The sequence below is a fragment of the uncultured Limnohabitans sp. genome, assembly GCF_937889215.1.
GTDB lineage: Bacteria > Pseudomonadota > Gammaproteobacteria > Burkholderiales > Burkholderiaceae_C > Limnohabitans_A.
Window position 1 is genome coordinate 1 of sequence record NZ_CALBEX010000400.1, and the last position, 9,318, is coordinate 9,318.

Consider the following 9,318-nt stretch of genomic DNA (forward strand, 5'->3'; position numbering starts at 1 on the left):
CCCGGTGGTGTGGCAGGGGTGGCTGCAATAATTGCGGCCCCCCTATGCCGATTTGGATTGCCGACATGTCACCAGCCCTTGCGCCCGCTTCAGTTCCTGTTTTGCACATTGAAGGTGGCGTGGCCACCATCACCTTGAACCGCCCAGCCCAGCGCAACCGGCTGGAAAATGCCGACCTCAAGACCTTGTTGCTGCACTTTGACACCGTGAACCGCGATGCGTCGGTGCGTGTGCTGGTGCTCACGGCCAACACCGCCGGGCAGCCCCGGCCGGTGTTTTGTGCCGGGTATGACATTGGGGGGTTTGACGAGCCGGGCCATGGTTCAACTTTTTTTGAAGAAATCCCCGATGCCTTGGCGGCTTTGCGCCCGGTCAGCATTTGCGCGCTGAACGGCAGCGTGTATGGCGGTGCGACCGATGTGGTGCTGGCCTGTGACCTTCGCATTGGCCTGCAAGGCATCGAGTGGCGCATGCCCGCTACCGCGTTGGGGCTGCATTACTACCCCAGCGGTTTATTGCGCTTTGTGAACCGTTTCGGCTTGGCCGGAGCCCGGCGGGCTTTCCTGACGGCTCGGCCTTTCACGGCCAACCAACTCGACGCCATGGGTGTGTTCGAGGCCTTGGTGGGCCCCGACGACTGGGCCGCAGCCCTGCAAGCGCTGCTGCAAGACATTTTGGCGCTGGCACCTTGGGCACTCCAAGAGACGAAAAAGTCGCTGAACGAGATCGAGTCCGGGCGGGTCGACTTGGCGCTTTTGCGCGAGCGCGAACAGCAAAGCAGCCAAAGCGCCGACTTTGCCGAGGGCCGCAAGGCCTTTGCCGAACGACGTCCGCCCGTGTTCACGGGGCGTTGACCACGGCCCCAGACCAGCGCTATCAAGTCCAGCGTTTTGCTGTCGATACTCTCAGTAGGAACTTTTTTTCAGGGGTATGTGCGCAATGAGAATCCATGGGTGGGCTGGGGTGCTGTGGCTGTTGGCTGCGCCAGGGGCGTGGGCGGGGCAGTATGTACTGCTGGCAGGCCAAACCAACACCGTGCCCGTGGCCGCCCGAGTGCTCAACGGGGAGCAGGTCTGCAATTTGCAAATCACGGTGCCGGGCCAGGCCCCATTTGAGCGCGTGGTGCGTGCCCCATTTTTCGAAGCACGCATTTCCCTGAGCCCTTCCAGCACCGACAGCGTCACGGTGCGCTGGGAAGGCCAACACAGCCGGGCCAATGGTGCGGTGGTCAATGCTTGCCCCACGCAGGGAGAGACCTCGTTCAAGGTGGTGCGCGACAACACTTTGCACCGGGCCGTGTGGTCTGGCATGTTGGCGCAACTGGCCCCCGCCAAAGCCGAGTGCGTGGGTACAGCCTTGGCGCACGAGCAAGTTCGCCCCGATTGGTATGACTTCACCGACCCCCAGGTGAGCGCCGAGGATGCCCGCATCGAGCGGGCCTTTGCGCAATGCGATGTGTTCTTGGCCCAGAAAAAAGCATGGGGCACCCAAAACCCCAAAGGCCACGCGTGCAAGGTGGGGGGGCTTGCCACCCGCTGCGAGGGTTTTTATACCGCCCGCATCAACGGCAAGCTGCAAAACATCTCCCAAGCCGCTGCCATTCAGCGCCAACTGGACAATTTGCCTTGGAGCACGGGCGTGCGCGAGATCGCTGCCGTGAGGGCGTCACGCATCCAGCAAGAAAAGGACCTTGTGGCCGAATTGGCAGCCCAAGAAGCGGCCAAACGCCAAGCGGTTGAGGATGCGCGTCTGCTGGTAGAACAACAAGCCAAGGACGCCAAAGCCGCAGAGCAGCGCGCCTTGCAAGAAAAGATTGCCGCGTTGCGGGCGCAAATCGCCGCAGACAAAGAACGGGCGGCGCAAGAAAAAAATTGGCTGTTCAAGCAGGTGGACAAACTGACCGGTAAAGCGCCAGACGAGGGCGGCACCCCAGGCCAGACCGCTGCGCCAGGCGCGAGCGCAACGCCTCCAGCACCCGCAGCACCGCCAGCACCTGCAGCACCTGCAGCAACGCCTCCAACACCGGAGGCGGCCCCGGCGGCACCCGCACCTCAGCCACCAGCGTCGTAACGCGCTGCGGCCACCGACCCCTGTCCTTGCGGGCAGGGCAACCCAACGGTACAGGTAACCCAAGCGACCGGTCTGCAAGCCGTCCCCCCCTAAGATCGTTGGGTGATTCAACCCTTCCAAGGCGCTGCTCCGTGAAGCCGCTCAAACCCAGTTCTCTTTGGCGTCAGTGCGTGCTGGCGCAACGCCATGGCAGGCGCACATTTGCGGCGTGGCCCGCTGCGGTGCGCGGCATGGTTTGGATGGTGCTGGGCGGCTTGCTGTTCTCATTGCTGAACACCATTGCCCGTGAACTGACGCTGCACCTGGACGTTTACCAATCCCAGTTTTTGCGTTACTTGTTTGGCTTGTTGGTGATGTTGCCCTGGGTGTACAGGGATGGCTGGCGGGCCTACATGCCGGTCAACCTCAGCGGCCAGTTCTGGCGCGGTGGGGTGCACACGCTGGGGCTGATCTTGTGGTTTACCGCCTTGCCCAAAATCCCTTTGGCCGACATGACGGCCATCGGCTTCACTGGGCCGATTTTCATCATGATCGGAGCTGCTTGGTTTTTGGGCGAGCCGATGCGCAAAGACCGTTGGATCGCCGCCATCATTGGTTTTGTGGGGGTGTTGGTGGTGGTGCTGCCCAAAATGTCGGGCGATGGCGGTTGGTATAACCTGGTCATGTTGGCGTCGGCTCCTGTGTTTGCCGCCTCGTTCCTCATCACCAAAGCCCTGACCCGCTACGAAAAAGCCGGTGTCATCGTGCTGTGGCAAGCCCTCACGGTCACGGTGCTCAGTCTGCCGATGGCCTTGCCCCATTGGCAAGCGCCGACACTGTGGCAGTGGCTGGGCTTTGCGGCCACCGGGGTGCTGGGCACTTTGGCGCACTATTGCCTCACGCGGGCGTTTGCAATGGCCGACATTTCGGCCACCCAGTCGCTGCGCTTTCTGGACCTGGTCTGGGCCTCGATACTGGGCTGGCTGGTGTTTGGCGATGTGCCCAGCCAGTCCACTTGGTTGGGGGCCTTTGTCATTTTGTGGGCCACGGTGTGGATTGCCCGCAGAGAAAGCAGGCGAAAGGTCTCTTGAGGCCTTTTGGGCGGGTATAGTGCGCCGCTTGCCCGCGGCGTCTGCCCAGCGGCAAGCATCCAAAGGAGACGATCGTGATCGACATCGAGCCATTGCGCTTTGCATGGACCCGTGGGGCGGCCGATACCTTGGTGTTGGGCCGCTTGCAGGTGGACCGTGGCCAAACTGTTTTTTTGCACGGCCCCAGCGGCTGCGGCAAGAGCACTTTGCTGGGTTTGCTGGCGGGCGTGTTGTCGCCCAGCCAAGGCCGTGTGGCCTTGCTGGGGCAAGACTGGGCGGCTTTGAAGGCGGGCCAGCGCGACGCCTTTCGGGCCGACCATGTGGGGGTGATTTTTCAGCAGTTCAATTTGCTGCCCTACCTGAGCGTGCTCGACAACGTGACCTTGCCTTGCCGCTTTTCGGTCTTGCGGCGCGAGCGTTGTTCACCGGCGGGTGGACCAGATTCTGAGGCCCAAAGTTGGTTGCAGCGCATGGGTTTGCCCGAGGCGCTGTGGAGCCGCCGCGCCGATGCCTTGTCGGTGGGCCAGCAGCAGCGCGTGGCCGCAGCGCGGGCCTTGATTGGCCAGCCCGAATTGATCTTGGCCGACGAGCCCACCTCGGCACTCGACGCGGCTTTGCGTCAGGGTTTCATGGATTTGCTGTTGCAAGCGGCACGCGATGCGGGCAGCAGTTTGGTCTGCGTGAGCCACGACGAGCAGCAAGCGCAGCGTTTTGACGTGCAATGGTCTTTACCCGCCTTGCAGCAAGCGGGGGTGAGCGCATGAACAGCCTCTGGCGCATGGCGCGCAGCAGCGCCTGGAACCGGCGCAGCACCCTGGTGTGGGTGGTGGTGTCGCTGGCGCTGGCCACGGCTTTGCTCTGGACGCTGGAGCGTTTGCGCCACGACATCCGCCAGAGTTTTTCGCAATCGGTCAGCGGCGTTGATTTGATCGTGGGCGCCCGCAGCAGCCCGGTGCAGCTGATGCTGTTTTCGGTGTTCCACATCGGCAGCGTGCCGCAAAACATGCGCATGGACAGCGTGCGAATGCTGGCCGATCACCGCTCGGTCTCGTGGGTGGTGCCCTTGAGTCTGGGGGACTCGCACCGTGGCTTTCCGGTGCTGGGCACCACAGCGGCTTACTTTCAGCACTTTGCCTACGGTGACAAACAACCGCTGGCCTTGCAGCAAGGCGCGGTGTTTGCGGACACGCTCAATGGTTTGTACGAGGTGGTGATCGGGGCCGAAGTGGCGCGCAAGATGGGTTACGGCCTGGGCCAAAGCATCACGCTGGGCCATGGCATGCACGACCATGACCATGCCCACGAGCATGAAGGCGCACAGTCGCAGGCCGACGAACACGCCGACAAGCCGTTCAAAGTGGTGGGCATTTTGGCACCCACCGGCACCCCGGTAGACCGCACGGTGCATGTGAGCCTGCAGGCGCTGGAGGCCTTGCACCTGGACTGGGTGGCGGGCACGCCTTTGCCGGGCGGTCAGATCCCGGCCGATCAGGCGCGCAAATTCAATTTAGAGCCCGAGGAAGTCACGGCCGCGCTGGTCGGCCTGAAAAGCCGGGCGGCGGTGTTCAATGTGCAGCGCATTGTGAATTTTTACGAAGATGAAGCCCTGATCGGTGTCATGCCCGGCGTCGCTTTGGGTGAGCTGTGGTCGGTGCTGGGCCTGGGCGAAAACGCCTTGCTGGCCGTGTCGGCCTTGGTGGCCTTGGTCAGTGTGGTCTCGCTCATGGCGGTGGTGTTGGCGGGCCTGAACGAGCGCCGCCGCGAACTGGCGGTGCTGCGCGCCGTGGGCGCGGGGCCACGCCATGTGCTGGGCCTGCTCACCTTGGAAGGGGTGTGGGTCACTTGCGCCGGTGTTTTGCTGGGCGTGCTGTTGTCTTACGTCGGCATGGCCTTGGCCACGCCGTGGCTTCAGCAATCGCTGGGCATTCGCTTGCAACTGGCGATGCCATTGCCCACGCAGCTGGCTTTGGCGGGCGCGGTTTTGTTGGCTGGTTTGCTGGCCAGTTTGGGGCCGGCTTGGCGGGCTTACCGCTTGTCCTTGGCCGATGGCTTGTCACCGCGCGTGTGAGGTGTGTGGCGGCAGTCCAAGCTGTTGCTGCAAAATATTGATCTGGTCCGGAGAAGTCTTCAACGGTCAAAAAAGTTGTAGGTCGGTGGCTTTAGCCCCGACATGCAGCCTACGCCGAAGACCGCAATGCAGGGGCTAAAGCCGCCGACCGACGGGATACCGGCCAACAAAATTCAAACCTCAGTGTGCCGGATCGATAAGCTGAAATGACAACGGGAATGGGAGCGTGAGATGAGACAAGTTGCAAGGTGTTGGTCTGTGGGCTTGCTGCTGGCTGCGTTGTGGGTCTGGGGTGCGCAGGCGCAAAGCGTGCGCGATACCGTGCGCGACACCGTTCCCCAGGTGCAGCCCGCTTTGTCTGCCGAGGGCCCGCCGTCAGGGGCTACCTTGCCAGGGCCGACGCGCACCATTGGCTGGGAGCAGCTGATTCCGGCGGGGTGGGACCCGTACAAAGACCTCAAAGCCTTGAACCTGGATGGCCTGCAAGACAACGACCCCAAGGCCGATGAAGCCTTGAAAAAAATGCGCAAGATGTGGGACAACGCGCCCATCAACCCTTTGCTCTTGGGTGACCGCGTGCGCCTGCCGGGCTATGTGGTGCCGCTGGAAGATCTGGCCAACGGCATCAAGGAGTTTTTGCTCGTGCCTTACTTTGGCGCTTGTGTCCACTCGCCCCCGCCCCCGGCCAACCAAATCGTGCATGTGCTGTTGGACAAGCCTGCCAAAAACCTGCGCCTCATGGACGTGGTCTGGGTGTCTGGCCCCTTGAGCGCGACCAAAACGGACTCCCACATGGGCGTGGCCAGTTACCGCATCGACGCCAAAGCGGTGACGCCGTATTCTGAGAAAAGATGAGAAACGTCGGACCCTAAAGACCCGACCTACAAAATACCAATGCCCGAGAAGCCAAAAGCAGCGCAGATGCAAAGCCTTCTTGTAGGTCGGTGCCTTCAGGTCCGACAAGGCGGTGGTGGACAGCAGCCCTTTTGAAAACGGCGCTTCGCGAGATGAGGAAGTGTCGGACCCTAAAGACCCGACCTACAAAATGCCAAAGTTTGTCTTCGTAGGTCGGTGCCTTCAGGTCCGACGTTGTGCGCCACTGCATCTTGAAAATTTCTCCGCGCGAAGTGAAGGCATGTTGGACCATAAAGGCCCAACCTACGGGGGCCTGTCACTTCACGAGGGGCTTCAATGTCAATCTGGATTGGACACGCCTGAGGCCACATGGCCCGAGGGGACATGCCGCGCAGCCGATTCGATGTGACCGGTCTGGTCGTCGAAGAAAAAATCAGGTTCGAATTCGCGCAGAAACTCGCCTTTGGGCAAGCCGCCCAGAAACATGGCCTCGTCGACTTCGATGTTCCAGTTCATCAGGGTGCGGATGGCGCGCTCGTGCGCCGGGGCGCTGCGGGCCGTCACCAGCGCGGTGCGCACCCGCATGGCGGGCGTGCCGGCTTGTTGCAGTTGGTGCAGCGCTTGCAGCAAGGGTTTGAAAGGCCCTGCCAGCAAAGGTTGGCTAGCCTTGTCGCGCTCGTGTGCCTGAAAAGCTGACAGCCCTTCGGCTTGAAACACCCGTTCAGCTTCGTCCGAAAACAGCACTGCATCACCGTCAAAAGCGATGCGCACTTCGTGTGGGTGCGCTTCGGATGCGAGTGCGGAGTGTGGGTACACCTGCGCAGCGGGCACGCCCGCACCCAGGGCGGCGCGCACATCTGACAAATGCGTGGACAAAAACAGGTTGGCGTTGAGCGGTTTGAGGTAGCGCCACGGGGGTTGCCCGCGTGTGAAACTGCCGCGCTGGATGGGCAAGCCGTAGTGCTGCGCCGAGCGGAACACCCGCATGCCCGAGACCGGGTCGTTGCGCGAGAGGATGACAACTTCAACGCGTTGCGCAGCGGCGTCGTTGAAAGCCAGCAACTTGCGCACCAAAGAAAAGGCCACGCCGGGTTTGGCGGGGGCTTCCAGGCGATCGAGTTGCAGCTTCATGTAAGCGCGGTCGTCGCTTTGCTCGAACAGGCGGTTTTCTTCTTCAAAGTCGAACAAGGCGCGCGAGGAAATCGCGACGACGAGTTGGCCTTCCAATGTGGCGGGCATGGGTTCACTCCTTGAAGAAAAAGTCGGTCAGCCGCTGGCCAGACATCATCGCTCACTTGACCCACTGGTTCAGCTGCATGATGGGCATCAGCACCGCCAGCACAATCAGCATGACCATGCCGCCCATGGCCACGATCAGCAAGGGCTCCAGCACGGTGGCCAGCGCCATGGCGCGGCGCTGCACTTCAGATGACAGTTGCACGGCGGCGCGTTGCAGCATCACCGGCAGTTGGCCGGTTTGTTCGCCCAAGCGCGCAAACATGGACAGCAGACCGGGGAAGCGGGCGTTTTGCGCCAGCGCGGTGCCCAGTGGTGCGCCTTCGCGCACGCGCACCAAGGCTTCCAGGGCGTCGGCCCGCAGGGCTTGGTTGGACAAGGTGTCGGCCGCCGCTTGCAAAGCTTTGAGGATGGGCACGCCAGCGGCCGTGAGCATGGCCAGGGTGGAGGCAAAGCGGGCGCTGTTGTAGCCCCGCGCCAGTCGGCCAATCAGGGGCAGGCGCAGCCAAGCTGCGTCAAAGCGCAGGCGCAGTGCTGCTTGGCGCATGGCCAACCGAAAAGCCAGCACGCCGCCCGCGAGCAGCAAAACCAGCAGCCAGCCCCAATGGCGCACAAAGTCACTGATGGCCAGCATGGCCACCGTCAGGCCCGGCAACTGCTGCTTGGTGCCCGCAAACACCCCGGCCACTTGTGGCACCACCGAGGTGACCAAGAAGATCACAATCGCCAACGCCACCAGGCTCACGATGGCGGGGTAGAGTGAGGCCGACAGCAGCTTGGAGCGCAGCACTTGCTGGTCTTCCAAGTCATTGGCGAGCTGGTTGAGCACGTCCGACAAATGGCCACTTTGCTCGCCTGCGGCGATCACGGCACGGTCGATCGCGGGAAACTCTTGCGGGAATTGCGCGAGCGCCCGGCCCAAGGTGCTGCCCGAGTTGACTTCGGCGCGGATGGCCGCCATCAGGTGACGTTGGTTGTCGCTTTCGGCCTCTTCGGTCAGGGCGGCTAAGGCGCGCTCAACCGGCAAGCCGCTGCTCACCAGTCCGGCCAATTGGCGTGTCCAGACGGCGCGTTCACTGGTGCTGAAGGCGCGAGCGCCGCCGATGGGGCGTTGCCACCAAGGCAGGGCAAGCGCCGCTTCGCTGGCCGCACCGGAGGCAATGGCTTGCACCTGCAGGGGCACCAGCGACTGGGCGCGCAATTGGTTGCGGGCGGTTTTCAGGCCGTCGGCTTCGATCGTGCCTTTGCGCACGGCACCATCGGCTTGCAGGGCTTCAAAACGGTAGGCGGGCATGGGTGTGTATTCAGCGGCTGAAGTAAAGAATGCCAATCTGACCGCTCCAGCTGAGCTGGCTGGGGCTGATGTCGTTGACCTGGCCCAGGTGGCGCGAGGTGCCCACGGTGCCAAACCAGGCCCATTGTGGCGTGAAGGCATAGCGGTAACCTAGGCCCAGTCCGACCGAGCCGAGCCCTGATCGCCAGCCCTCTTGTGGCGCGGGCAGGAGACGCATTTGCGTGGCCCAATGGCTGGCTGTGGCCCATTGCACGCCGCCGCTCAGGCTGAGCGCGCTGCGCTCGCTCAGCGGCAGGCCATATGACGCGCCCACCGACAAGGTGGTGCCGTCGCCACGGCCCATCAGGTCTTGCGTCGCGTCGGTGCCCAGAGACCAGTGTTTGTCGAGTTGGTAGTTCGCGCTCACACGGGCGCGCAAGGTGTTCTTGCCTGAAGAAAAACCGTCAAAGCTGCTGTTGTCCTGCAGGTTCTGGACGCGCAGGGACAGCGCCACTTTCAGGCGTTCGTCGTCGCGCAGTTGGTAAGCCAAATTGGCTTCTTGGCGGTAGCCGCTGAAGTTCAGCCATTCGTCGCCTGTGGCGTGGCCTAAACGCCAGCGCCCGTAGCGCAATCCCAGCACCGGGCGCAGTGCCACGTCGGTGCGGGCATCGCCCAGGTCGTGGGTTTTGAGTTTCAGGCCCAAGGTGTACTGCCACCGATGGCTTTTGACTTCAGGCGTGTCTGGT

Annotated in this window: 9 protein-coding genes; 6 read left to right on the forward strand and 3 right to left on the reverse strand. The window is 62.7% G+C overall.

The window, feature by feature from the left end; genetic code table 11:
- The first annotated feature begins 65 nt into the window (after positions 1–65).
- From Q0341_RS10030 to Q0341_RS10055, 6 genes are all read left to right on the forward strand, one after another.
- On the forward strand, positions 66–854 hold the full coding sequence (locus tag Q0341_RS10030; protein WP_299512752.1) for an enoyl-CoA hydratase-related protein: 789 nt from the start codon (positions 66–68) through the stop codon (positions 852–854).
- A 109-nt stretch (positions 855–963) separates the two neighbouring features.
- Entirely contained in the window at positions 964–2,070 is a 1,107-nt protein-coding gene (locus tag Q0341_RS10035; RefSeq protein WP_299512755.1) for a hypothetical protein, read from the forward strand.
- Positions 2,071–2,201: 131 nt separating this feature from the next.
- Positions 2,202–3,140, forward strand: coding sequence for a DMT family transporter (locus tag Q0341_RS10040; RefSeq protein WP_299512757.1), 939 nt, complete (start codon positions 2,202–2,204; stop codon positions 3,138–3,140).
- A 74-nt stretch (positions 3,141–3,214) separates the two neighbouring features.
- The gene (locus Q0341_RS10045) at positions 3,215–3,904 is read left to right on the forward strand and encodes an ABC transporter ATP-binding protein (protein WP_299512760.1); all 690 of its coding nucleotides are present in this window, start codon (positions 3,215–3,217) and stop codon (positions 3,902–3,904) included.
- Entirely contained in the window at positions 3,901–5,208 is a 1,308-nt protein-coding gene (locus tag Q0341_RS10050) for an ABC transporter permease (protein WP_299512762.1), read from the forward strand. The genes Q0341_RS10045 and Q0341_RS10050 overlap by 4 nt, the downstream gene beginning before the upstream one ends.
- Positions 5,209–5,439: 231 nt before the next feature.
- On the forward strand, positions 5,440–6,063 hold the full coding sequence (locus Q0341_RS10055; protein ID WP_299512764.1) for a DUF3299 domain-containing protein: 624 nt from the start codon (positions 5,440–5,442) through the stop codon (positions 6,061–6,063).
- 339 nt (positions 6,064–6,402) lie between these two features.
- On the opposite strand, the gene Q0341_RS10060 is transcribed toward Q0341_RS10055, so the two are convergent.
- The 3 genes from Q0341_RS10060 to Q0341_RS10070 form a co-directional block, all read right to left on the reverse strand.
- A complete protein-coding gene (locus Q0341_RS10060) occupies positions 6,403–7,302 on the reverse strand; it encodes a 5'-nucleotidase (protein WP_299512767.1) in 900 nt (299 codons plus the stop codon).
- A 52-nt stretch (positions 7,303–7,354) separates the two neighbouring features.
- Positions 7,355–8,593 carry a type II secretion system inner membrane protein GspF gene (gene gspF / locus Q0341_RS10065; RefSeq protein ID WP_299512770.1) on the reverse strand — a complete coding sequence of 413 codons (1,239 nt, stop codon included), beginning with the start codon at positions 8,591–8,593 and terminating at the stop codon, positions 7,355–7,357.
- 10 nt (positions 8,594–8,603) lie between these two features.
- The coding region (locus Q0341_RS10070) for a MipA/OmpV family protein (protein ID WP_299512773.1) at positions 8,604–9,318 on the reverse strand (715 nt) is incomplete at its 5' end.